The following is a 24,966-nucleotide window of genomic DNA, read 5'->3' as shown; positions in this document are numbered from 1 at the left end:
GTTTACTCATCGTGATCTATCATCAGAACCTATTGGGACTATTGGGACATCGCCTAACCGATATCACGATTTTTTTGGTCCTGCTGAAACGTGGGGTGAACATGCATCAAACCGTTCGGCTTCTGCATAGAAACATCGTTCAAAGAACACCAGCAAACTTACGCCAAGCTGATATTCTCCTGGGCGAGTCTTCTTAAGACCTGCTCTACCAGGCGGCTTTCCTCATCTCCAGCTGCTGCACGACTCTGCTGCTGAATAGGGAGGCCAAGAACTCTGGCTGCGTTGTTGTACATGATGTTTTCACGCGCTTCCGCGGTGAAAGGCAGATCTTCGTAGGTCTTCAGTGCGGTTTTGAAATCGACGAACGGGTGAGCACTTGCATAGATGACTTTATCGCTGATCATGGTGTTAGCCGCCTGAATATACGCCTCGGAAAGTGGAGAACGCTCATATTCAGAAAGGTCGACATAGACGTTGGCGTTTCGCTGAGCAACGTTGATCATCTCAGAAATCCATGGATAACCACCGTGGCTGACGATAATTTTCAATTCAGGGAAGTCACGGGCAACAAAGTCTATATAGCGTGGCGCAACATGATCCATTACAGCCTGAGGAACGAGAGTAGCAGGGCCTGTAGTGATGATCAGAGGGATATTCAACTCGCAACACTTAGCGTAGAACGGATAGTATTTTGCGTCGTTTACATAAATTTGTGCGAGGTATGGGTCAATTGCTGCACCCTTCATACCCTTCTCAAGTACCGCAGCAGTAAGTTCGCGAAGGCCGTTCATTCCTTTATGAGGATCAACGCCTGCAAAACCGATGAACATATCAGGATACGAGGCAACAAAATCAAGAACACTCTGGTTGTTGGATTTTGCTCCGTAGGTTGTTTCACAGTCGCGGCCTGTAATAACCGCCTTTACTACATTGTATGCTTTCAAATCACGAACAACCTCATCCATGGTCTGGGGTGCCATTGAGGGAAACTTAATGAGGTCACACAAGCCCGAAAACATTGGGCTGCTGCCGATACCATCTAAGGTTTCTTTTGTATTCGGCCTAAATCGAAAGTCTATTATGCCCACGCTGTCCGCCTCCTGTTGTATGCTATTGCTATATTTAAATTCTCTGCCAAATGAGATGTGCTTCCCAAAGCATGTACCCAAGGTTGTCAAATCTGATGGGCTGGTACAAAGCCTCTTGCCTAACCACTTACATAAACATGCGATGTCATGACTTTATGCCAAATGACGCTGATGTTTTTCGAAGCCGACCATATTTGACAAACACATTATTGCCCAGACCTGCCAAGATAATGGAATGGCAGTAATTCATGGGGCACTACCTCAATAGCACATATTATGCCATGCAGTAAAAACCACACTTTACCGTGTAAATACAGATACGTAGAACTGCCGTGGTATTGAGAGCGAACCAGACACGTTGCAAACCCGCAACACTACGTCTGTCTTAAGAGAGCATATCAGTCAGGAAAGAGATGAAATTTTGAAATATGGACAATGATTCGGCTAAATGCGACACGTCATGAGTATTGACTGTTGCTTGTGTTGCAGCTTTGCACTTGAGTTGCAATAGCGCAACATTCGGTGATTTACATCGGAAGAGTTAGCAGGAAAGGAATGATTGAGGCGTGTGTTTCATGTTTACCGCAGAAATACAGCTGCTATCTGCGAATCTCGTTCCTCGCTTACCGGAGGGTAAAAATTAAGAGCACAAGATGCGAGTAGCTCACGCCTGGAAATACAGTTAGTCATACATAACGTTATCCTATCACTTGGAATTTCTCAACAACATGCTAAAATATCATTAGAACATCACCAGATCAGCCAGATGGAGGATTACAGCATGGCACATCATGTCAACCTTTCCAGCTATGACAGGCTTACCGAAAGACTGAACCGATATCCTCAGGGAGCCCCTCCCTCTGCACTTCTTGAGCAGATCCTGAAAATGCTCCTCAATGATCGTGAAGCAGAGTTGGTCTCTCAGCTGCCCATCAAACCATTCACCGCAGAACAGGCTGCCCGCGCCTGGAGTGTAGAGAATAAAGAAGCACGTAACGTGCTTGATACATTAGCAGAGAGAGCAATTCTTGTTGATATAGTACACGACGATGAGACGCACTATATACTGCCCCCTCCTATGGCTGGATTTTTTGAGTTTTCACTCATGCGAACCAAAGACGACATTGATCAGAAACTGTTGAGTGAATTGTTTCATCAGTACCTTAATGTCGAGGAGGATTTCGTCCGTGAACTCTTTGGAGAAGGTGAAACCCAACTGGGAAGAGTCTTTGTACAAGAGCCTCAACTCAACAATGAAAACACGCTTCATGTTCTCGATTATGAGCGTGCAAGCGAAGTAATTGAGACTGCCAGCCATATGGGTATAAGCCTCTGCTATTGTCGCCATAAAATGAAGCATGTAGGCAAGGCATGCATTGCCCCTATGGATATCTGCATGACCTTTAACACGTCTGCAGCATCGTTGATCAGACATGGGCATGCCAGGAAGGTTGATAGAGTCGAAGGCAAAGAGTTTCTTCACAAAGCATACGAAAACAATCTGGTACAATTTGGCGAGAACGTCCGTGAACGCGTAAACTTTATCTGCAACTGCTGCGGTTGCTGCTGCGAAGCAATGCTCGCTGCCAAACGCTTCGCCAATCTTCACCCAGTACATACCTCAAACTTTTTGCCTGTAATCGACACCCAAAGTTGTAACGGCTGCAGCAAATGCGTCAACGCCTGCCCTGTTGAAGCAATGGGGCTCGTTTCAGCCAATGATCCGCATAAACCAAAACGCAAACGGGCAAAGCTTGATACAGAAATATGTCTTGGTTGCGGGGTTTGTGTGCGGGCCTGCCCCTCTCAGTCTATATCACTTACACCGCGAGATGCCCGGGTGATAACACCAGTAAATAGTGCCCACCGTGCAGTGGTTATGGCAATTGAACGTGGGAAACTGCAAAATCTGATCTTTGATAACCAGGTATTGTTCAGCCATAGGGCTCTGGCTGCACTATTCGGGGCAATTTTCAACTTGTCGCCGGTAAAGCAACTACTGGCCAGTAAACAATTGAAATCAAAATATTTGGAAGCGTTGCTTGCGAGGAGATAATAAACTTATCCTGCCATCAACTCTTTATTTTCAGTTTTCTAACACAGCTTTCAGGAGGCTGTCCCAGAATTGAGATTTCTGCTCAATATTTTCACATCCCACTGACATCACCCGCTCCTCAGTTCTGTCAATTACTCCAATACGTAAATCGACAGAATGTTGTCAGTGTATATATTTACTATTACAGAAAGTTAGGTCGCAAAAACCTTTCAGGACAAAAACCACTTTCTCTAATGAACGTTTTGGTGTCTAACACATAAAAGCACCAATTCAGTTAACACAACCTATACACAATACAGATCAGGGAAGCAGAAACGATCCCTCTCCTCAGGGCTGTTGGTGGTAACACAGCACTGTCACCCGCAGGAGGATATGATGCGCAAGATCATTCGCTGGACAATATTTCTATCAATTATTGCCACCATTGCATTTGCAATATGGTACAAAACCCGCCCCAAACCTATCGAGGTTCTGGTCCAGCCGGTTACACGAGCTTCTGTTGAAAAAAACGTGGCAAATACCCGCGCCGGTACAGTGAATGCCTGCCGAAGGGCCAAGCTTTCACCAAGTATGGGAGGTCAGATTGCCATCCTGCCCATCAAGGAGGGTGATCAGGTCAAAGCAGGCAGTCTGCTGCTTGAAATCTGGAATGATGACCTGAAAGCTCAGCTTGCACTTGCAGAACGGGAAGTCATTGTCGCAGAGGCGGAGGCAAACGCTAGCTGCCTCTCAGCAGAAGAGGCTGATAGGCAGGCAAAACGTTCACAGCAACTCTATCTCTCCAAGGTCGGCAGTGAAGAACAGACTGACCAGGCTGTCACCCAGGCCAAATCATTACAAGCTCAATGTGCTGCCTCCCGTGCAGCGGTAGAGATGGGGCTCGCACGCGTTACTGTGGCACAGGCAAATCTTTCCCGTTCCCGTCTCATTGCACCATTTGATGGTGTTGTTGCAAAAATCGAGGGAGAGCTCAACGAATACGTCACGCCCTCTCCTGTCGGGGTGCTTACCCCGCCGGCTGTCGACCTTATTGAAAACAGCTGCTACTACGTTTCTGCCCCTATTGACGAAGTTGATGCTGCAGAGATTCGGATAGGCATGGAAACCAGGATAACCCTGGATGCATTTAAGAACACAACATTTGCAGGTACAGTGCGGCGCATTTCCTCGTATGTACTTGATGTTGAAAAGCAGGCACGAACCGTTGACATAGAGGCCTCGTTTGTTAACGAAGATGATTTTAAAGACTTGCTTGCCGGATACAGTGCTGATGTCGAGATAATTATATCTATCAGCGCCGACACCCTGAAAATCCCCAGTGAATCAATTATCGACGGTACAAAAGTGTTTGTATTCTCACCAGCTGAAAAGCGGGTTAGCGAGGTGGAAATAACTACAGGGCTGAGTAACTGGGCCTTTACTGAGGTACTCTCCGGCCTGAAAGAAGAGCAGCTTGTCGTTACAAATGTTGATAAGCCGGGCCTTAAAGACAAGGTCTCTGCAACACTTGCAGAGAATATAGAATGATCAGCCTATCAGCAATAAATCGCGTCTTTACTGTCGGCGACGAACAGGTGCATGCCCTGCAGGATGTAAACCTCACCATCAAGCAAGGTGAATATGTTGCCATAATGGGGCCTTCAGGATCAGGTAAGTCTACTCTGCTTAACATGATCGGTCTGCTCGATCGGCCTGACAACGGTATCTATCTGCTTGAAAACGAAGATATGACGGAGCTGAGCGATCACGAGCAGGCAGCACTTCGTCGGCATAAGGTTGGCTTTATATTTCAGTTCTTTCATCTGGTTCCGCGAATGACCGCAGCTGAAAATATTGAACTGCCGATGATACTTGCAGGTGTAGACCCCCGGGAACGAAAAAAACGGGTCGAGAAAGCTGTCAAAGATTTTGGCCTCGGCAACCGGTCCCGCCACCGCCCTGATCAGCTTTCCGGTGGACAACGTCAGCGCGTCGCTATTGCCCGGGCCACTATCATGGAACCTCATATCCTTCTGGCTGATGAACCTACCGGCAATCTCGACAGAGTCTCCGGCCAGGAAGTGATAGAGATAATCGAAACCCTCAACGATCAGAATATGACTGTAATCATGGTAACGCATGATCCAGAACTCGGAAAACGTGCAGCCAGACAGATCCTTATGGTTGACGGTCGTATAGATTCTGACCGTTCGCAATGATTCTAGGACTGAGGTTAAAGGTTAAAGGACTGAGTGTTTATGCACCTTTCCAGTCTATGCAGAATCCTGGAAAAGCAACAGATTTGACCAAAACCCTTATTCTCGCTCCCTCCTAGCCACGGATAACACGATGAAACTAAAAGACATCATCCGTTTTGCTTATCAGGCATCAACAGGCTACCCGACACGAACATTGCTTATGCTTCTGGCGATGGCTATCGGGGTCTGTTCCGTGGTGATTCTTTCAACCTTAGGCGATGGCGCACGAAGCTATGTCGTCGGCCAGTTTTCATCGCTTGGCACGAATTTACTCATAGTGCTTCCGGGACGCTCCGAAACAGTAGGTGGAGCACCGCCTCTTCTCGGCATTACACCGAGAGACCTCACCCTTGACGATGCCCAGGCTCTTTATCACTCCAGCAGCATCAAATATGTCGCGCCCATTACTCTCGGGGCCGCTCCGGTCTCCAAAGGTCGCCGCGAAAGAGAGGTTACCATACTCGGATCAACGTCTGATCTGTTTCATGTTCGCCAACTTGGGATGGCTCATGGCCGTTTTTTGCCTGAAGGAGATATAAAGCGAGCTGCTCCTGTCTGTGTTCTCGGCTACAAATTAAAACAGGAGCTATTCGGCAATGTCTCACCGCTTGGTGAAACAATCCGGGTTGGCGACTGGCGGTTCAGAGTTATCGGAGTATTAAGCAACAAGGGGGAATCATTCGGCCTTGATATGAAGGATGTTGTGGTAATCCCCGTTGCTTCTGCACAATCCCTTTTTAACAGCTCAACTCTGTTCAGAATTTTGGTGGAAGCAGCCGATCGCGATGTGATTCCGCGCGCTAAAAAATCCGTATTACAAATAATACGAGCACGCCATGACGGCGATGATGACATCACGGTCATTACACAGGACGCTGTACTCGCAACCTTCGACCGAATATTCACGACCTTAACCCTTACCGTTACCGGGATTGCCACTATCAGCATAGCTGTGGCAGGGATTTTGATCATGAACGTCATGCTGATCGCAGTCTCACAACGACGATCAGAAGTAGGGCTCTTAAAGGCGATCGGAGCACCCGGCAGCCAGATTGTTACTCTCTTTATGGCCGAGGCAGCTATTCTTTCTATAATCGGCGCCATTCTCGGTCTTGGGTTAGCTGTTATCGGGACATATCTTATAGGCCGAATAGTCCCGGCAATGCTTCTTTCAATCCCACTCTGGTCGATCTGGACCGCCGTGGGAGTCGCAATCTCGACAGGACTTATTTTCGGGGTTCTACCTGCCATGCGTGCAGCCAAACTTGATCCCGTGCAATCTCTCTCACGACGCTGACGGAGGGTTACCATGTTTATTCGTGACATAGTACGGCTCTCACTCAGGACCCTGATTGATCAACGAATGCGCAGCTTCCTCACCACGCTGGGAATTGCCGTGGGTATCGCTTCAGTAGTCCTGCTCACCTCTATTGGTGAAGGGATTCACAGATTTACTCTTGCTGAATTCACACAATTCGGCACCAACCTGATAGGGATCAATCCCGGCAAGGTCACAACTCTAGGTACTTCCGGAGCGGTAATTAACAATATCAGACCCCTGAGCATCGCAGATGAGGAGGCTATCCGTCGGCTCCCCGGTATCATCGATACCGTTTCGCTGATTCAGGGAAACGGCCCAGTAGAATATGGTAAACGAAGACGCCATACCACCGTCCTTGGAGTCGGCCCTTCAGCATCACGAGTCTGGCAGATAAAGGTTGTTACCGGGCGCTTCCTGCCTGCCGATGACAGTAACGCTGCACGGGCATTTGTTGTGCTTGGCAGCAAAGTAAAGACTGAGCTGTTTGGCGGGGAGAACCCGCTGGGAAAACTCGTGCGGGTTGCCGGAGAACGTTACAGGGTAATAGGAGTTATGGAATCCAAAGGGCAGATGCTCGGATTCGACCTTGATGATGCCGTCTATATCCCCACAGTCAGAGCAATGAGTTCGTTTAACCAGCAAAGCCTTATGGAAATTGACCTCCTGTACAAATCGGGATTACAGTCAACAACCATCGCCGAGAGAACCAGAAAACTCCTTATCGCGCGTCACGGCGCTGAAGACTTCACTGTCACCACTCAGGAACAGATGCTGGAAGTGCTTGGCTCGGTTCTGAACATTCTCACCATGGCGGTTGGCGGGCTCGGAGCGATCTCACTGCTCGTTGGAGGGGTAGGGATTGTTACCATCATGACCATTGCCGTTAACGAGCGAACTCCGGAGATTGGCCTTCTAAGAGCAATCGGCGCGAACCGAAGCCAGATCCTGATGATCTTTATCGGTGAGGCTGTGGTTCTTGCCGCTATCGGTGGTCTTGCCGGTCTTATAATCGGAGCCGGTATCGCCTGGCTTCTCGGGGTATTTGTCCCGGCACTGCCAACACACACTCCCTGGATATATGCGCTTTATGCCGAACTACTGGCTGCTGCTATCGGTCTATTAGCTGGCGTTTTGCCTGCCCGTAATGCAGCCGCACTCGATCCGGTAGAAGCATTACGGGCAGAATAAACAGCAACTATTCAGCAGTATCCCATCCGCTGAGGATGTGAAGTGAAGACTCTCAGCTTTAATTGGCAAGAGTAAGCTAAAAAAATCGATTTTGGGCCTAATTCTACTTATGGTCGACCTATTCAAATCGTCAATTCATACTTTTCTTTTGTAATATCTCTATCATGATTCGGAAAATTCACAAGATACCGGCAGCTCGATTAGTTTACACTTTGCTGCGGCGCTGAAACCATTTGGCATGGTCAACTAATGATCGACTATTCAGTATCAAAGTAATTAGTAACTATTCAGTCAAGACCTCATACGTACCCTTTTCTGTTGCCAGTAACTGTTTAGCAGTGCTCCAGATGGCCTCAAGCGGGACGATTGGCTATAGTATGCCTATGCGAAGCGTCCCGATCGGGGGCAGGTGGGGTGCTGCTGAACAGTTACAGTAATTATTCACACCTAATTCAAAAACTATTGAGGATTAAATGAAGAAACTATCACTGATTGTATCAATTGTTTTTTTATTCTCTGGTTATGCCTATGCTGAAAATCGCTCAGCAGATGGTCGTTATATAGATTTGGGTAAAGGTGTGATTAAGGACACCAAAACCGGAATGATGTGGACCCAAAAAGATAGCTACGTTGACCTGGGCCACTCTGTGAACTGGAATGAATCCATAGATTATGTCAATGGGCTTTCCTCTGGGGGCTACAGTGACTGGCGTTTGCCAACCATTGCAGAATTGAAAACGATCTATGAGCCTTCAAAGTCAAATAAGGACATTTTTGGAGGTAGAGTCAAACTCGACCCAATTTTTGCAGAAAGAGGCACATATAGTTACTGGTCTTCGGAAACTGAAGGTTCTTGTTGCGCACGCGCCATAACCTTTGACTATGGCTACGTCAGTAAACACCATCGAGAGTTCAGTGGCAGCTACGGCGTTCGAGCTGTGCGGCAATGAAAAGAGCGGGGAATCGGGTGTCGCGTCTCAAGTTAAGGAGCACAGTAGAAGTATAAAGGTTGAGCGTCGATAGTTAAATTACACTTTTCAGCTGAAAAAAGTTATGTTTTCAGGCATTTAATAGTTTAATAACACTACTTTTCAGGGATACTTTGGGATACTTTTTATGTGGGAGGGTCAAGTTGACCCAAATACACCCATCACCTTTTTACTTCGTAGCTTTTCCAGAATCTTCGTGTTGACAAGCTGGCAATTCCTGTGTACACGTTTTTTGGTAATTCAATTCATTTAGGAGATTTTATGTTCACCAATTCAATTGATCTTGTGTTGTACGTTACCGGGAAAACCGCAGCGTAACCAGACAGACGATTGATACCACATCAGCAGCGGCAAATTCGGACATCACTCCGGGGCTATGCCAGCTGTTCTTCCTTCTTGGTTCCGTCGAACCTCTGCAATATTTTTGCGTCTTTTTTCCGGTAACTGTTTTCCGTATTTTTTTTCACGCCTGACGAGCTTTCGGCTTCGGTATTTCCATATACCCGTACATTCGAACCGCTCTCGGCTGTGCTTACAACACAACAGGGAAAAACCATGCAAAACACACAGAACAACAAATATTTACACGGAAAAACATTATTATCCAGACTAGCAAAGCTGGGATGGTCACCATTTTTTCAACACCAATACGATAATTCAGCTGCCAATTCCACCCCTGCAAGGGTAGTCAGGGTGCACAGGCAAGTCTTTACAGTAATGCAAGAAGATGAAGTATTCCATGTTTCGCTGGCCGGTCGGCTGTATAACCAGGCAACTGGAATATACCCGGTTGTTGGCGACTGGGTGCTTGTGAACGAGCAGGTTATTACATACATTTTTACACGAAATAATCTGTTGTCCAGAAAGACAGCCGGAGGAAGATCTGGCCGGAATCCTGAAGTATATGACGAACAGGGAATAGCAGCCAATATTGATTTTGCCTTTATCGTCTGCGGCCTTGATAGGGATTACAACCCAGCAAGGATCGAACGATACCTAACACTTACCTATCATTGCGGTATAGAACCGGTCATTTTGCTCAGCAAATCAGACCTGCAACAAAACCCGGAGCAATTTGTCTGCGAGGTGGAGACTATCGCTCCCGGCGTACCGGTTTATCCCCTGTCACTATATGACACTGATGCGGTTACGCGTGTTGCAACACTGCTCTATCCACACCGGACGGCTACTCTGATCGGTTCATCGGGTGCGGGTAAATCCACCCTGATCAATCAGCTTGCCGGGAAAAACATCAGACAAACCCAGGCGGTCGGAGAAAGGGTCGGCAAAGGCCGGCATACAACAACAAGCCGTGACCTGTTTCTTCTGCCCGGGGGCGGAATGGTCATTGATAATCCGGGCATCAGGGAAATCGGCCTGTCTCGGCAAGTAACTGACAGTATAAGCGCATTTCCTGATATTGAGGCATTAGCCGAACAATGCAGGTTCAGCAATTGTACGCACACATGCGAGCCTGGATGTCGGGTGCTTGAAGAGATAGCCACAGGAGAAATATCCTCCAGACGGCTGAACAACTATATCAAGCTGAACAATGAGCTTGACTACACCCGCGAGCGTCAAAATAAAAGTGCCGACAGAGTGGAAAAAGAACGGTGGCAGCATATTTCAAAAAAAGTGAAAAATTTGAAAAACAGGAGAAATCAACAATGGAAATAATATCTGCCAAACCAGCACATAAGCTAGACATCCAGCATCTCCACCAGCAGGCTTTCGGTGCTGCTAACGGTAAGGAGAAGGGAGTGGCTATCGGTGAGCTTGTAAAAAGTTTGCTGGCAGATCCAACCGCCGAACCGCGCCACTCACTGATCGCTGTTGAGCAGGACACCGTGGTAGGACATGTGTTGTTTACCAGGGTACATATTGAAGGGGCTGCAAGCAATATCGCAGCTCAAATCCTTGCACCTCTTGCCGTGCATCCTGATTTTCAGGCGAAGGGTATTGGTCGAAAATTGATTATGACCGGTCTGGATGCGCTTCGAAAATCAAAAACACAACTCGTTTTTGTGCTCGGACATCCCGGCTATTACCCTCGCTGCGGCTTTACCCCGGCTGGCGTTTGCGGATTTGAAGCGCCTTACCCAATTCCAGCGGAACATGCATCAGCCTGGATGGTACAGGAACTCATGCCCGGCATTATCGGCACCATAAAAGGAAAAATCCGATGCGCCGAAACATTGCACCAGCCTGAACATTGGCGGGAATAAGGGAACTGGCAAACTACTCAGGGATTACACCTGAGTAGTTTGCCGTAACCGTAAGGGATAGAATAACTACGGTGAGCATTGGCGATATTAAAAGCCACAACAAGGGCTTGATGAACATTATTCCTGACAGTGTATCTAACCTATCTAACCTATCTAACCTTAAATAGCAGGTCATCGGGCGGCACCCCTCAAGTTAAGGAGAACAGTCTATATAAACTCCAGCCCCATGTTACATTGATTGAGGTGCTCTTTGGCAATCTTCAACTCAAGATTTGAGATTTGATCTGCTACTACTGCAGTGTTTGGGAGCTCAACGCTCTTTCTGCCTTTACCACGTTAATCAGGTTAACTCGTAGATTACGATGAAAAGCATTCATCAGAACAACTTGCTACCAACTTTCGCATTAACTGCAGGTGAAACAAATGTGGCCTCACCGCTTTCAGCCTTTGGGTATTGCACACCTAGAATCAACACCTCTGAAATGACAGGCCCCATTGGCCTTGGGTCAAAATTTAGAACACCAAGTACAAGCCTGTCCTTTACTTCCTCAACGGGGTGGCAGGTAAAACGACCGTAACTTATTCGCTTTCCATATTTGCCGAAATCCACAACCATCCTATATGTCTGCTTATGCGTTCTGGTTTCCAGTTCGACCTCGACAACCCTTCCAACTCGTACATCGAGCATTGCGAATGAGCTATCATAGGGAACAACAGGTTTTATTGTACTTGCCATTGTTCTTTCCTTAACATTTGAAGATTAGAATAAAATCCGTTTAGCATTTCATTTTTTTGCTCTGAGCTTCATTTTTACAGGGTTTATATGGGAACAAGGCACTACGGTAAGACACTTACCGCATACATCCGCATAACCGACAGATTTGTATTCCTCAACGTTTTTGAGTAATTGGTCGTAACATCTGAACCGATCAAAGGAATCTTTGAAAAGTGCTTCGTTGACACATTTACGGACGCATTTTTTGCAACTGCCGTCATATTTGTCGAGGCAGCTTTCCAGAGCTGGTCGCGCATCAGGTTCTATCACAGCGGATGTGATCAAACTCCCGAGTCTGCCGCAACATCCTCTATCGGTAATCAGCATATTATTGAGTCCAAATCGCCCAAGTCCCGCTATAAAGGCCACATGTCGGTGGGACCAGTTACTGATCAATTTGTCTTCAATCCAATTGTGAGTGGCGGGAATGGTGACCACTTCTTCACCTGCATCAGCAAATACTTCTGTCAGATGAAGACTGAGTTGCTTTATCAGTTCGTTGGTTTCAACATAACCTACAGCCCATTCAGGAGAGCTTAGGCGCCCTTTGATATTCGTGGAAGTAACAGACTTAGGAAAAGGCAGGAAAAAAGAAACTACAGTCCCGGCATTCGTCAACAGGTCTTGTGGAACTGCGTGAGTAGGACTCACCACTGTTTTTAGTTGGTTAAAAAGTGGATCAGTAGCTTCAGCGAACCCAACAAGCGGAACGCCCCACCTTGTAGATATGTTCTTTTTCTTCTGATATTCTGCGACGAAATCTTCAATTGTTTGTATAGTTTTGTACTTCATAGCTGTTCCTTTACTTTTCTGAAAAGTTCTGCATGCTTCTATTCGATGCGCTTGCAGGAAAACATCCTACTCAGAAATACAGTAAAGAAAGGAATTGAATACGTCTTGAACAAAATTGACATCGGGCAGCCAAAAAAACATACATACATATTTTCATTGGTGATAGAAAGAATACTGCTCCGACTGTCAGGACAGCTTTTGAGAGCCATAAAGGCCAGGTGTCAATCCGTATCGCTTTTTAAAGCTTCTTGTTAAATGACTTTGATCGGAAAATCCAGCAAGTAATGCTGCATCTGCTATGCTTTGCCCACTATCAATCAATTCTCGTGCCCTCTCCAGGCGTAACTGAACAAGATAGGCATGTGGCGACATTCCAACCTGATTCCTAAACAGCCGAATCACATGATACGAGGTGCACATAGCAATTTCTGCTAAATTGTCTAAAGAGATATCCTCGCTGCATCGGGCTCTCATGAATTCAACGATGTTCATGACTCTGTCGCTTGAATTATCTGTAACCCCACGACAAATCACTTCTCCAAATTGTAACATCTCAGCTCTTGAAAAGAGCGAGACGATAAGCTCATCAACCAATAACTGATCGTGGTTGTTGATTATCGCTTCGTGTAAAAGAATTGCCAATTGCCAACATTTACGGTTTTCAATGACAGCCGTCGGTAGTGTAAGCTTCCCTTTAACCTCACCCGTGAGCAATTTCTCAAGATGCAAAAAGAATTCTCCCCCAAGGTACAGACTTCGCAAGTGCCTCTTGGCCGGGTCCCATGGTCTATTGGAATGGACAATTCCTGGTTCAATGATACTTACACTACCTGGTTGCAGGATGGTCGTACAACCCTTCAGATTGTATTGTTCCCCTCCTTCGGAGTTGAGCCATAGAACATGCCCATTATGAATGTGTTTGGTAAAGGCAAAGCTATTTGCACATGAAAGCGCCTCGATACCCGGAGACAATGGCGATCTATACTGGAGTGATTCGTTCATGCCAACAAGTCTATTACAGGTTTAACAAAATACAATAATTAAAAGAGAAGTTACAATGGTTGAAATCAAAGGAAAGTCTGAAATGAAATTGAAATTTTCCCGAAAAAGACACTCCATTTACACGGCTATTAGTGGAGCAAGTTACAGGCTCTCAGAGTAGAAGAAAGATGCTAAGAATTTGCCAGAGGCCAGTGTTTTGTCGCACTGCTTTAGGTTTGCATTTCCAACACTAAAGGCCAGTCAGCAGTGCCCCCGGTTTTGGAGAGACTTTACAATCGGTACCTTGTCTCCTGAAAAACTGGTGTACAAAATGATCAACTGCCAATAAGACGGTGCCAAACTACTCCTCTCCGCTACAGATCATATTCCTGCCATTTGCCTTGGCCCGGTAGAGGGCCTTGTCTGCAGGGGCGAGGATCAGATCAGGATTGAACTCACCCTCTGGAACTAAGGCTGCAACTCCGAAACTCATCGTCAGCGTAGAAGATACCTTTGATCTGATATGCTCGATTGCAAGTTTTTCAATTGAGACACGCATCTTCTCTGCGATTATCATGCACCCATCAACCGTGGTGTCTGGAAGCAGCACTACAAACTCCTCACCTCCGTAACGGGCAACGAGATCGCTGGGCCTGTGCACACTTGCTGAAAGGGCTTTCGCGACCTTCTTCAGGCATTCATCACCCTTCTGGTGGCCATAGTGATCGTTATATTGCTTGAAGAAATCGATATCGCACAGGATTATCCCTAACTTCGTTTTATCCCGCTGCATACGGTACCATTCGCTATTTATGGTTTCATCAAATTTCCTTCTATTGGGAATGCCGGTCAACCCATCCTGCACTGCCAGCCGCTGCAACATATGGTTGGCTTTTTCAAGTGCCTCTTCGGCAATTTTACGTTCAGTAATATCACGGTAAATCAGAATGATGAACCTGTCGCTGATCCGCTTACCGCTCTGCTCACACTGCAGATAGGTTCCTCGACTTGTCTTTAACCGCCGTTCGATGAAGACCGTCTTTCCATTTTTCAATTCTTCAAGCTGCGATGGCTGCTGAATAAGATCTTCGGCCTTGAACAATGAGTGAATATCCTTATCTAAAAGTTGCTCCTCCCGGTAACCGAGCATTCTCTGAATCTGCGGATTACACTCAACAATTTTTCCGGAGAAGCTTATTAACAGAATGCCCTCAGCCGCATGCTGGTAAATAGCCCTGTACCGTTCCTCACTCTCGCGAAGTGACTTTTCTACCTGACGCCGCTGACTGTTTTCCGCCTTAAGCTCCTCGTTTTTCTGCTCCATTTGATTGCGGTACCGATGACGAAGGTTTTCGTAGAAATACGTTATGATAGATATGATACAGAGTGTGAGCATCACCCTGCCAGCAAAAGCTTTCCCATAGAGATGTCCGCCGGGAATTTCATCCTGCATTAAGAAGTAGAGACCGATGAACAGGAGAAAACTGCTGATGCCTATGGAACCTTCTGTTTTACCAAGGAGAAAATACATGACCGATGGTGTGATATATACCCACAGGAGTTTGGAATGCTCCTCCCCTCCAAGGTAAACAAGATAGATCATCAGGATCGTGAACAAAATGGTATTGAGCCGGTACACACCTTGTTCGGCTTTTTTGAGATAAACGAGAATCCAACCGAAGATTAGCGAGATACAGCAGGTAATCACCAGGATACCAAGTGACATATTACCCGACACCATGTTCAATATGCCGAAAAAGAGCATATTGAGGGCACCAGCACTGCAGATGACAGTATACTGCATGAAGCGGTTCGCTTCCTCGCTATCCCTTCTTTGGCCACTACTGGTCTTTTTTAAAAACCCTTTAGATCCAATATCTTTTTTAAATACCACGTGTTCTGCTTTCCTTTTGAGATGACCCTATTGTTTTACCGTTTCAACGAAGTTTCTCAACTGCAGTGTCATTGCTCCAACCGATCACTATTACGAGTATATCTGCTTATTGTGCAGCTACCAAACCAAAAAGTTTTCAATACTGATTCAACTATAAAAAATGGACATTCTTTTAAGCCGATATTTTGAAAATTGGTAGGCGGAAACCAAGAGTGTTCAACGACGAAAATACAATTTCGATTTCAAGAGAAAAGGGGACCACTTAATCATAGATACTGACGTACAGTAAAAGCAGGGGAAACCGACCTGAACAGGCCACAAAAGAAGTTACCCTGCTGATTTGAATTAAAGCATATGATATGCCAGACAATTACAAGTTGGCAATTAATGCAGCAACGAGGTCATTGGACCATCTCCAGGTGGATCACCGCTTAACATCAACAAAAAAATCATAAACCGCTTAGATCATTTCTTCCTAATGACAGAAATCTGTAACCGTTCAATCTAATTGACATAATTTTCAATTCCAATTTCTGCGTCGAGATGATTATTGCAGCCAACATGTCCTATTTTCTGAGGCGGTTTTTTAAGAGAATTCTATACAGATAGGTAAAAGGGGTTTTGGTGCGCTGCTCTCTACCTTTTAATGCCTTTTCCCGGTTAAAGAGCAGGTCGAGCAGATGGGTAGTTTGTAATTCATTTCCAAACATTGATGAACAGCCGGTACAATACGTGATTACGCGTTTTCCAACAGCTTCCTCTTTGCGGATAGACTTCCAGCTATCTGTTATTTCAGGGGCAATAAATGCGGCAGAACCGCCCTCACCGCAGCAGATGGTCTTCTCGCGGCTATGCCTAACCTCTGCGACTTCTGCACCTGTTGAACGTATGAGTGAACGAACCGAATCATGGATTTGAGGCTCATGCCGGGTTGTGCAGGTGTCATGGACTGTAACTGTTTCTGTAACAGTTCCTAGCTGCGTTGGAGGATTCGCAGATAGCAGCTCATAGACTGTGAGTGTTTCCAATTCAGGTGCATGTGTTTTAAAGGTTACATAACAGCTTGGGCAGGCTGTGTAGATTTTTTTCACCCCACCAGCTTTTAACCTGTCCACAAGTTTTGTGAACATCGATCTAAACCTGCCGGTCAGCCCGAGATCGTCGGAGGGTTTTGCACAGCAATCAAGAATGATTCCACAACCGGGTTTGATTTTCTGTATATACTCGTACGTTTTCAGGGTAGTAGCAGACCGGGTAGCCGCCAGGGTACAGCCAGGAAAAAAGACAGCATCACTCTTTAGAGGAAATTGATGCAACGCAAAGAGGGGCGATCCCCCACGTTTTTCATAGGCACAGATAGTCGTATGCTGCGTATGTATTGAGACCGCATTGGCAGGCTTTGATCCGGTTTGAATAGCTGACCGTATCTCCAGAAATGCTTTTGAGACTTTCAGGTCTTTGGGACACACTTCTTTGCACAGGCCGCAAAGATTACATTCGAAAACCGGTGAGTCAACAGACCTTTCACCCGACAGGTATCTTTTACAGATCGCTCCCGGGGTGCCATATTTTTGTAAAAATGCACATTCTTTTACGCAAATATTGCAATTTACACATCCTTCAATAGTTTCATGTAACGCTTTCAATATGTTACTCGGTTGCCGTGATACTCATTCAAAGTATTATTCTCTGGTTAACTCAATCCGGTAATAAACTATGTGTCATGTAACACAACTTTTCCACCTTAACAACACAACCGCCCCAGATCACGGATTGAAATTCCGCCAGCACACCTAACCACATTTAGAACCATTCACCATTGACGACTTCTACTTTTCAACAGTTTATTTGCGGATGTTCAATTTAACCCTTATACTCAATTTATAAGGGCTGAGAGGCAACAAAATCACCAATCAATCGAGCAACTCAGCGTTTCATCAGGACAACTAAATAGCTGAGGTGAAAATGGCCGGAAGTGAACAGAGATTTAAACATTTTCTCCATGTTTCTGATGATCGTCGCCGCCTTGTACGACAGGATATTGCTGAAGGATCCGAGCCCGGAATCCGATTTTATATGATGGTTGTAGTTTCGACTATGATTGCCAGTTTCGGCCTGATAACCAACAGCACTGCGGTGGTCATCGGGGCCATGCTTGTCGCGCCATTAATGACACCTATTTTCGGGATGTCGCTGGCATTAATCAGAAGTGATGCCCAGCTTTTGGGCAGAGCTGCACAGGCGGAAATAGTCGGAGTTGTCGCTGCTATTTTAATGGGCTTTACGCTCGGAACAGTGTACCCCGGGCTGGAGGCGACACCTGAAATGCTGGCTCGCACCCGGCCACAGCTCTTTGACCTGCTGGTTGCTGTCTTTTCGGGTTTCGCTGGAGCCTATGCACTTGTAGATGAAAAGATCAGTCCAGCCCTGCCCGGGGTTGCCATTGCCACAGCAATTGTGCCACCCCTTGCCAACACCGGTCTCTGCTTCTCACTCGGCGCATATAGCGGCGGTATAGGCTCATTTCTTCTTTTTTTCAGCAATTTCCTATCGATTTTACTCATCGGCTCAACGGTTTTCTGGCTGTTTAAGATGACCAAGAAATACGATAAGCTCGAAAGCACTGTCATCCTCAAGCGTTTCAGCCTGCCAATAATCGGTTTTCTTCTCATTGCGTTTTTTCTTTATCAGTCCCTGCAATCCATCAGGAGAGAACGCTATTTACGCCAATCAATCGAACAGACTCTCGAGAGCGAGTTGGCCAATATTCCTTCAAGCAGTTTTGGAGATATGATTTATCATGAGGACGATGGCCAGATCTATGTATTTGCCAATGTTCAATCAGCTACTACCATTTCTCCTACGCAGGTGGACATTCTTCAAGAGAGTCTGCATAAAAAACTCGATCAGCCTGTAGAATTGACGATAAACAGTACAATAGCCCAAACTGTTTCTGCTTTAGATACCTACAGCCAGCTTACCGATCTTGACCTCGATGGCAATTTTATCAAGAAGACCCCACAGGAAAATGTGCTTAAAACCAAAATTGCCGACTCAGTCATCAGAAGTTTTCTCGCGGAGATGCCAGGATCGGTCCTGAAACTGGTACGACTGATCAAAAGAGATAATCAGCTGCTTGTTGTCGCAACCATCCATGGTCTTCTCACTCCTCCGATAGAAGAGATCCGCCAATTGGAATCGCAGTTACGTGATCGTATAGAAGAACCAGACCTTGATCTGGTCATCCGGTACTTAAAGTCAGAATTGTATGACCGTGACGGAAAATTTCATTTTGATCTGGTAGGTTTTGTCGATCTGACACCTGACCAGCAAGTTACTTTGGAAAAGGCGAAAACTGTTATAGACAGCTGGTTCTCAGATTCCAAGGAACAATCACTCAACGGAATGTCGCACGGGATAGTTGAGAATAACCTGCATCTCTATCTGGATACTTCAGGCATAACCCTTTTCCCTACCGAAATCGTCAACGAGCTGGAACAACGACTCCTGACCGAGACTGGACAACACGTTACCCTGCATATCATGTCCAGGCTACAGGCCCTCGCTACGGCAAACGGTTATGTGAGCTATGAGACCTTTGCTGAGCGTGCTTACAAGCAGAATAAAGCAGGTATTAAAAGTGAGATGAAAAAAATCATTGAGAACTCCTCTCTGTAATAGAGGCTTTTGCCCATGACACATGAGGAGAATGAGTTGACGTTCCACGACTGCATGTGATTATTCGTTTTCAGATTCGCAAACTCCTTACATCGCTCTTTTAAATAACAAAAAGAGCTTTCTCAGCAATTAAGCCATAGCTCTTTTTTGCGTTTGCCTGGTCCGCACCAAGCATCAAGCCTCCGCCAGGTCAGTATAATTGTTATGAAAGCGCTACATCGATTTTTTAAAAGGGAATACAAATGCCACACCAGGTGCTTAGAATACTTTCTAGTGTTTTTTACCAATGATTGCCGGTCCGTTTGTATTGAAAATGGTTTAGGGGAACGTCGTTGACACAATCGTTACTGATTCTTAGTATTAAATAACCTGAAAATAACTCACCAATGCAGCCTTTCAACAATAGCATAGCTGACTCATAGGCTATTGAAAGCGATATCCGGCCGCCCAGACTTGATCTTGTCTCTACAATTAAGCGCTGCTTATTGCCTCCGTTACTTATGTATAAAAATAAGGAGAGTTGAGAATGGATATTCAACCAAGTCTTAATGGTCTAATTGACTTTTATCCGGCAGCCACGTCTATGGGTGCTCTTCACGATGCACTGATATTACAACTCTCTGGAGTACGCGACTCTGTCGGTACACGCGACTGGAAAGCAGCCAAAATTGCTGGATTGTCCTGCCTCGGTCTGGGTATGTCGTCGAACATGATTTTGTCGATGACTGCAAAGGGAAATCGAGCCCAGGCTGCTGTACAACTTGAGCTTGCATCCAGAGTGAGCGCTTTTTTGGACGATGTCATTTCAGCGAATGACAGCCATCTGGATGAGGCGATGGCCATAATCGTTGATCAGCACACAGTGGTGTCTCCCGATACCTTGCCCGAGTTTCAGGCACTAATCGACAGCATCGTTGCAGGCACGATTACTGGAGCTGAGCTTACCCAGGCAATAGCAGGCCAGGGGGAGCCGCTGGGTTTTCCTCAGAGCTTCAAGCTTGCTGTAGAGGCTTCTACAGCCGCCCGTGTGCGAGGTCTTCTGACGATCTATCATGCTGAATTCAACATTGCTTTGGATGCGCTGTCGACAGAGGCCAGTAATGCTGAAAATACAGCAGATTTAGTTGGGTCTCTCTTGACTAGTGCGTTCTCTGCATTCCGCTCCTCTTTGAATACAATGTTACAAACAATCCAATCGGATCTCGCCAATGCACAGCCTGGAGTTGCCCCCGAATCCCTCCAGGTGTTGGCCTGCTTTGTTGAAAGTGAACTGCCTATGATGGCGCGACATGCGGCTGTAGCAAGAATGGCTTACGACGCGTTACGTAGTGCCGGTGCTGGTCAGCGGGCAGAGAAATTGGGCCGCCGAGCTGCTGAGGCAGGAAGGATGGTCCGTGAGGCAGTAGCAAGTTATGGTTCCTCTTCACTCCTCAGTATCTGGATGCGTGCACCGAGTATTCCTGATGAGATTAGAGAGCTTCTATCAGATGCCGGTGACCTGGCATTCGACTCTGCGATTCCAAATGGAAAAGATATCGAATTGAGTCAGCTGTCGAACTCACTACCGGGAACTTTAGTTGAAGTTTCAGGCTTCGTGGAGAGTATATCAGCAATGCGGGAACCCAGCGGAAAGCTTATCAGTCGAGCAACACTTGTTGATCCATCGAGCGGTGCTAAGGGCGACATTGTCGCTGTGTTCGTCCACATGGCTCATTCTGGTATTACAAAAGGGAGCTATGTGCGAGCATCAGGTGTATTTGATTTTACGCCTCCTGGAGGCGGTGCCCCTGCCCTTCATATCGACTCAATTCCAATCGCAAAAATTGCAGAAAAGTCGTTCAGGATGAGGTTCTACAGGCTATGCAGACCGTACTTCCAGGTGTGGCCCAACCGTGCGAATTTATTCTGGTCGCCTGGACCACACAATCTTGTTGATGATATAGATGGCATTAATGAGTCAAGCAGTAGCTTTGGAGCAGGGGAGTTGCTTTTTCAACCATTCATAAGGTAGGCAACTACCAGCAATCACTAAGGAGACACAAAATGGCCAGACCATGTTCAGACCTCAACGATGCGTTACAAGCCGCGAGAAAGCATGCTGATGACTGCTGGGATACTGCCGATCAATGGAGAAACGGTGCGATGGTTACCGGAGCAACTTCAGTGCTTTCTTGTTCGGCAATAATTCCGACAATCGGAGGCCCTTTTGGATTAGGAGGAGGAACAATCGCAAGAGACAAGCTTATTAGGACATGCCTGCTAGGGGCAGGCTCATATCTCGGCGCCCTATACAAACTTAATAGACAACTGGATCTTTGCAATGAGTTCGATATCGAGGGGGAGGCTGCGGCACATGCATGGCTAAAGTGCTACAATAATCATAAGGAAGCTCTCGACAAATTCCTTCGGCCGAATGATCCGAATGTTTAATAATGACATCTATTCCGCGCTACAAAAGAGATAAATATATTTTTATCTCAAACTTGAGTACCCTGACTGCAAATCCCGATGACCTAATCACGCTAAATCGGGAAGGGTACCTTCTATCAGAGCAATTCACAAACAGTAAGAAAATAGAACTTGCTCATTGGGTCAAGAAAAGGAACAACCTGCTGATCAGTGATAATGGTAATTTCAGTCGCATGAAAGCAATCGCAAAAGCCTTTGAAAAAGAGGCTGGTACATTGCTCGATTCAGCGCTTGAAATGTTTGATGCTCAGGGAAAATTGAGTACAAATATATTCAAAGCACGCGATGATCTGATCGCCAAAATAGCCACTGCCTGTCAGGAAAAGACGGGTAAGTTAGAACTGGCAAAGATTATCGAGCGCCAAGTCATTATTAAACCGCACTATCTTATTGGTCTTGAAGACTATACGATTCCTGTGCTCATGCTATGCGGCTTGATGGATCCAGTATTTCAACCTAAAGCCGAGGCGGTAAAAGTTTTTCAAGAAAATACATGTGACCTTTACAAGCGCCAGCTGGCTGGTGAATTCGGCAACAGGAAAGAACTGGATAAAACTGCCAAGTTTCTAGTGCTTCACGCCTACGATTATTCCAGCGCCTTCCAGGGAGCCAAACAACTTACGGAAATCCCAGAGGCTCTAGCGATCAGCTTTGGTGGTCCGATGAGCAGTCGGCGATGGATTACTAGCCTGAATTTTGGAGACAAGATTGAGATGTTTCCTGAAATTTTACCCGAGGCTTATCTCATTGCTACTGCATTGGCGATGGGGGTAGTCAATGGGTTAAATTCAGATGTGCCAATCCATGTCCTCGGTGTTGGATCTCCAATCCTGATAGCGTTAATTGGTCAATTATTCAATCAATCTCGGGCTGTTAGTATTGATTCTACAGCTCCATTCAAGGACTCTAATACGGGTAAACTATATGGGTCTCGCTACGCTTTCTTAAAAATGAAAATGAATAAAGTGGCGGCATATGCGTTAATTAACAACAAACCCTATACTTCAAGAACACCCTATTTCAAAAGGTTTGAACAGGATTTCCCATCAAATTGGAGCGCCTTACGCAGTGAATTAGGAGTTACTACTTCAACGGATGTAAACATTGTAGTTAACATGCTTGAGAGTCGGCAAGATCTTGTAGAGACACATATCCCTTTTTTCAGTCGTATGCGATCTGGTAATGATCCAATGATTGAACGTTTGCGTATCGACCGGGCAGGGCATAATTATTGGATTCTGCGCAACATCTGTGTGTCGATAAGAAAGAAAATACAGCAACCTGAAAATATGGAAAAATGGATGAAGTATCAGGTAGAGAGATATAAGAAAGTCGGCAGTGATAAATGGAGCAAAGCCGTCGAAACAGCTTTTGAGTTGAGCATAAAATACAAGAAACCTCACTAACCAAGCATAAGTATGAGGGGGCTTCTGTAGCGACCCGCAATGATAAGTGCGGATCAACGTCCGCCTTCACAGTGAGCCCACAAGTTTCAGTCTCTCGCGCGGACGCGTTGTCCCCCACCAATATGCTCGAAAATCCTATCCTGGTAACTTCAGCTTACATTTTTCTAAATCATTTCCTCCAGCATAACCCTCAGAAATGGCACTGAAATTCGAAAAGTAACGTTTCCGCTTTCACCTATCAAAAGGGACATCTAAGGGCAAAACTAACCGCAACTCACAACAGATTTGTTGTATTTCGAAAACTTGAATTGGTCTGCCCCCATTGTCCGAGCATTGTCACATAGTCCAACAGCATACTTTTAAGATTATTCACCTCACCAATTATTCCTCACATCATATAGATGTCATCTCGCGCCAATCTGCCTTTCATACGTTATTACAAACGAGCCAGAAAACAATTACACATCGTTTTTCCTCTTGACCTGTCTATAGCTTTATAGGGCACTATCACCTCAGCATTCACCAATAATATATGTACCTTTTACAGCTGGGAGACAACTATGAAGCTCGAAAACAGAAAGCGAAAATCGTATGAATACATAATGAAACTTGAAGCATTACCACAAGAAATATTCCCGCTGCTCTGTCCTGTTCGTGAGTATGACTGGATTCCCGGTTGGCAGTGCACTCTGCTCTATTCAAAGTCTGGTTTTGCTGAGCTTGGTTGTGTATTCAAGACAGATTACGATGAACGATTTGGAGATGAAATCTGGGTAGTCAGTGAGTATGTACCTGACACTAAAATCACATTTGTCAGGACCGGAAATCTTCGCACAACACGATATGAGATTACCCTGAAAACAGAGGAGACGCTCACGACCCTCAACTGGATGCAGGAGATAACCGCCCTCAACAATGAAGGTGATAAGGCAGTTTTGGGTTATGATGAAAATGAATACAAAACAATGATGGAATCTTTATATCAAATGCTGAACCATTATTTAAAAACTGGTAGTGCGTTAGTGCCGGATTCATCAAAATCATGATATCAAATGCACTGTTGATAACTGCTTCAACCCACTCTTTCTTCAACACATAAGAGATACTCAATGACCTTAACGGTAGGCATGCTTGCCAGGAAATATGGTTTATCGAGATCCACCCTGCTCTATTACGATTCTATCGGTCTTCTTAGCCCAGCAGACCATGAAAAAGGCAGTTACAGAGTCTATCAGCCAGAAGATGAAAAGAAACTTGAGCAGATTTGTCTCTACAGGAAAGCAGGTCTACCGTTAAAACATATTGAGAAAATTCTGAATTCGCCGCAAACAGAATTCACCAACGTGCTTAAGCAGCGCTTTGTCGAGTTAAACAGTGAAATTTCAGAGCTGTACGAACAACAAAAGGTCGTTGCAGGACTATTGCAAAACACAGACCTCCTGAGAGAATCACGCGCAATGACTAAAGAGATATGGACATCACTGTTACAAGGTGCAGGCTTTTCTGAGGAAGATATGCATCAATGGCATATACGTTTTGAGAAAATGGCACCTCAGAAACATCTTCAATTTCTCAGACAACTCAACATCCCTGAAGATGAGATTGAAAATATTAGAAAATGGGCAGGAAGTTCATCTTAACACCAATCCAACTCCCGACTCCCACTCCCTCAAAGGCTTTCATACGTATAACCAACCCAATACGCAGATGGTACTATCTTGATATCAAGTGCGACCAGAGATATTTTTTAGGTAAAAAACTCTCAATAACCAAAATTCTAACGCGTTAAGGTCTAACTCCCTCCCCCCTGCCTGACAACATATTTATCAGTATCAAGCAAGTTGATGCAGTCCGCCCCCAGTTCAAT

The 24,966-nt window shown here is 45.7% G+C and carries 20 protein-coding genes; 14 read left to right on the top strand and 6 right to left on the bottom strand.

The features are described 5' to 3' along the window. Positions 1 to 158: 158 nt before the first annotated feature. Positions 159 to 1,088, bottom strand: coding sequence for an amidohydrolase family protein (locus FCL46_RS25020; protein WP_136809213.1), 930 nt, complete (start codon positions 1,086 to 1,088; stop codon positions 159 to 161). A 781-nt stretch (positions 1,089 to 1,869) separates the two neighbouring features. Here FCL46_RS25020 and FCL46_RS25015 point away from each other — a divergent pair. The 8 genes from FCL46_RS25015 (at position 1,870) to FCL46_RS24980 (ending at position 11,104) form a co-directional block, all read left to right on the top strand. Then, positions 1,870 to 3,144 carry a 4Fe-4S dicluster domain-containing protein gene (locus tag FCL46_RS25015; protein ID WP_136809212.1) on the top strand — a complete coding sequence of 425 codons (1,275 nt, stop codon included), beginning with the start codon at positions 1,870 to 1,872 and terminating at the stop codon, positions 3,142 to 3,144. A 372-nt stretch (positions 3,145 to 3,516) separates the two neighbouring features. Then, entirely contained in the window at positions 3,517 to 4,671 is a 1,155-nt protein-coding gene (locus FCL46_RS25010; protein WP_136809211.1) for an efflux RND transporter periplasmic adaptor subunit, read from the top strand. Beyond that, on the top strand, positions 4,668 to 5,342 hold the full coding sequence (locus tag FCL46_RS25005) for an ABC transporter ATP-binding protein (RefSeq protein WP_136809210.1): 675 nt from the start codon (positions 4,668 to 4,670) through the stop codon (positions 5,340 to 5,342). Before FCL46_RS25010 ends, FCL46_RS25005 begins: the two co-directional genes overlap by 4 nt. A 130-nt stretch (positions 5,343 to 5,472) precedes the next feature. Then, positions 5,473 to 6,678, top strand: coding sequence for an ABC transporter permease (locus FCL46_RS25000; RefSeq protein ID WP_136809209.1), 1,206 nt, complete (start codon positions 5,473 to 5,475; stop codon positions 6,676 to 6,678). Between the two features lie 12 nt (positions 6,679 to 6,690). Continuing rightward, positions 6,691 to 7,890: an ABC transporter permease gene (locus FCL46_RS24995; protein WP_136809208.1), complete on the top strand. Its 1,200-nt coding sequence runs from the start codon at positions 6,691 to 6,693 to the stop codon at positions 7,888 to 7,890. 473 nt (positions 7,891 to 8,363) lie between these two features. Then, a complete protein-coding gene (locus FCL46_RS24990) occupies positions 8,364 to 8,840 on the top strand; it encodes an Lcl C-terminal domain-containing protein (protein WP_136809207.1) in 477 nt (158 codons plus the stop codon). A 594-nt stretch (positions 8,841 to 9,434) separates the two neighbouring features. After that, positions 9,435 to 10,556 (top strand): ribosome small subunit-dependent GTPase A, encoded by a 1,122-nt coding sequence (gene rsgA / locus FCL46_RS24985; RefSeq protein ID WP_136809206.1) that lies wholly within the window; start codon positions 9,435 to 9,437, stop codon positions 10,554 to 10,556. After that, on the top strand, positions 10,547 to 11,104 hold the full coding sequence (locus FCL46_RS24980; protein WP_136809205.1) for a GNAT family N-acetyltransferase: 558 nt from the start codon (positions 10,547 to 10,549) through the stop codon (positions 11,102 to 11,104). The genes rsgA and FCL46_RS24980 overlap by 10 nt, the downstream gene beginning before the upstream one ends. A gap of 376 nt (positions 11,105 to 11,480) precedes the next feature. On the opposite strand, the gene FCL46_RS24975 is transcribed toward FCL46_RS24980, so the two are convergent. From FCL46_RS24975 to FCL46_RS24955, 5 genes are all read right to left on the bottom strand, one after another. Then, positions 11,481 to 11,840 (bottom strand): tRNA-binding protein, encoded by a 360-nt coding sequence (locus tag FCL46_RS24975; protein WP_136809204.1) that lies wholly within the window; start codon positions 11,838 to 11,840, stop codon positions 11,481 to 11,483. Between the two features lie 48 nt (positions 11,841 to 11,888). Then, positions 11,889 to 12,671, bottom strand: coding sequence for an epoxyqueuosine reductase (locus FCL46_RS24970; RefSeq protein ID WP_136809203.1), 783 nt, complete (start codon positions 12,669 to 12,671; stop codon positions 11,889 to 11,891). A 186-nt stretch (positions 12,672 to 12,857) separates the two neighbouring features. Then, positions 12,858 to 13,673: an AraC family transcriptional regulator gene (locus FCL46_RS24965; RefSeq protein WP_136809202.1), complete on the bottom strand. Its 816-nt coding sequence runs from the start codon at positions 13,671 to 13,673 to the stop codon at positions 12,858 to 12,860. Positions 13,674 to 14,013: 340 nt separating this feature from the next. After that, complete coding sequence (locus FCL46_RS24960; RefSeq protein WP_136809201.1) at positions 14,014 to 15,546, bottom strand: GGDEF domain-containing protein; 1,533 nt, start codon at positions 15,544 to 15,546, stop codon at positions 14,014 to 14,016. A 566-nt stretch (positions 15,547 to 16,112) separates the two neighbouring features. Continuing rightward, the gene (locus FCL46_RS24955) at positions 16,113 to 17,192 is read right to left on the bottom strand and encodes a (Fe-S)-binding protein (RefSeq protein ID WP_136809200.1); all 1,080 of its coding nucleotides are present in this window, start codon (positions 17,190 to 17,192) and stop codon (positions 16,113 to 16,115) included. A 319-nt stretch (positions 17,193 to 17,511) separates the two neighbouring features. Here FCL46_RS24955 and FCL46_RS24950 point away from each other — a divergent pair, with 319 nt between their 5' ends. The 6 genes from FCL46_RS24950 (at position 17,512) to FCL46_RS24925 (ending at position 24,739) form a co-directional block, all read left to right on the top strand. After that, entirely contained in the window at positions 17,512 to 19,224 is a 1,713-nt protein-coding gene (locus FCL46_RS24950) for a DUF389 domain-containing protein (protein ID WP_136809199.1), read from the top strand. A 526-nt stretch (positions 19,225 to 19,750) separates the two neighbouring features. Next, positions 19,751 to 21,235, top strand: coding sequence for a hypothetical protein (locus FCL46_RS24945; protein ID WP_136809198.1), 1,485 nt, complete (start codon positions 19,751 to 19,753; stop codon positions 21,233 to 21,235). Between the two features lie 32 nt (positions 21,236 to 21,267). After that, positions 21,268 to 21,654, top strand: a complete 387-nt coding sequence (locus tag FCL46_RS24940) for a hypothetical protein (RefSeq protein ID WP_136809197.1) — start codon at positions 21,268 to 21,270, stop codon at positions 21,652 to 21,654. 2 nt (positions 21,655 to 21,656) lie between these two features. After that, a complete protein-coding gene (locus FCL46_RS24935) occupies positions 21,657 to 23,099 on the top strand; it encodes a hypothetical protein (protein ID WP_136809196.1) in 1,443 nt (480 codons plus the stop codon). Between the two features lie 560 nt (positions 23,100 to 23,659). Continuing rightward, the gene (locus tag FCL46_RS24930; protein ID WP_136809195.1) at positions 23,660 to 24,145 is read left to right on the top strand and encodes a hypothetical protein; all 486 of its coding nucleotides are present in this window, start codon (positions 23,660 to 23,662) and stop codon (positions 24,143 to 24,145) included. A 63-nt stretch (positions 24,146 to 24,208) separates the two neighbouring features. Then, a complete protein-coding gene (locus tag FCL46_RS24925; RefSeq protein ID WP_136809194.1) occupies positions 24,209 to 24,739 on the top strand; it encodes a MerR family transcriptional regulator in 531 nt (176 codons plus the stop codon). Positions 24,740 to 24,966: the final 227 nt, after the last annotated feature.

The sequence above is a fragment of the Desulfosediminicola flagellatus genome (assembly GCF_005116655.2).
In the GTDB taxonomy this organism is placed as follows: Bacteria; Desulfobacterota; Desulfobulbia; order Desulfobulbales; family Desulfocapsaceae; genus Desulfopila; species Desulfopila flagellata.
This window is presented reverse-complemented; position numbering and strand designations above follow the sequence as displayed.